Here is a 382-nt window from a genome sequence, read left to right as displayed (position 1 = left end):
GTACCGGTTAACTCCAGCGTTTGCCCGTCGAAGCTGGCTTCCTGACGGCCTGGATTCAGCACTAAGGCATCAACTTCCAGTGTCGGTGAACCGTTGTCGTTGTTTTGCTGTTGCTCGCTCCAGTGCGAACGGCGCAGGATCGCGCGAATACGTGCCACCAGCTCACGATCATTAAACGGTTTCGGGAGATAGTCATCTGTGCCCAGCTCAAGGCCGAGAACGCGATCAAGTTCACTGCCGCGCGCCGTCAACATAATGACAGGTGTCTGGTGTGTCTGGCGAAGTGCTTTTAATGTGTCGATACCATTTTTCTTCGGCATCATTACGTCAAGCAAAAGTAAATCAATGCTGTCGTCCAGAAGATCAAGCGCCTGTTCCCCAT

At 52.6% G+C, this 382-nt stretch carries 1 protein-coding gene; it reads right to left on the bottom strand.

The window, feature by feature from the left end; all coding sequences use genetic code 11:
* Positions 1–382, bottom strand: a 382-nt coding sequence (locus GV819_RS32870; protein WP_161760142.1) for a response regulator, incomplete at both ends; no start/stop codon positions are given.

This window comes from Pseudomonas sp. Fl5BN2 (assembly GCF_009908205.1).
In the GTDB taxonomy this organism is placed as follows: Bacteria; Pseudomonadota; Gammaproteobacteria; order Pseudomonadales; family Pseudomonadaceae; genus Aquipseudomonas.
This window is presented reverse-complemented; position numbering and strand designations above follow the sequence as displayed.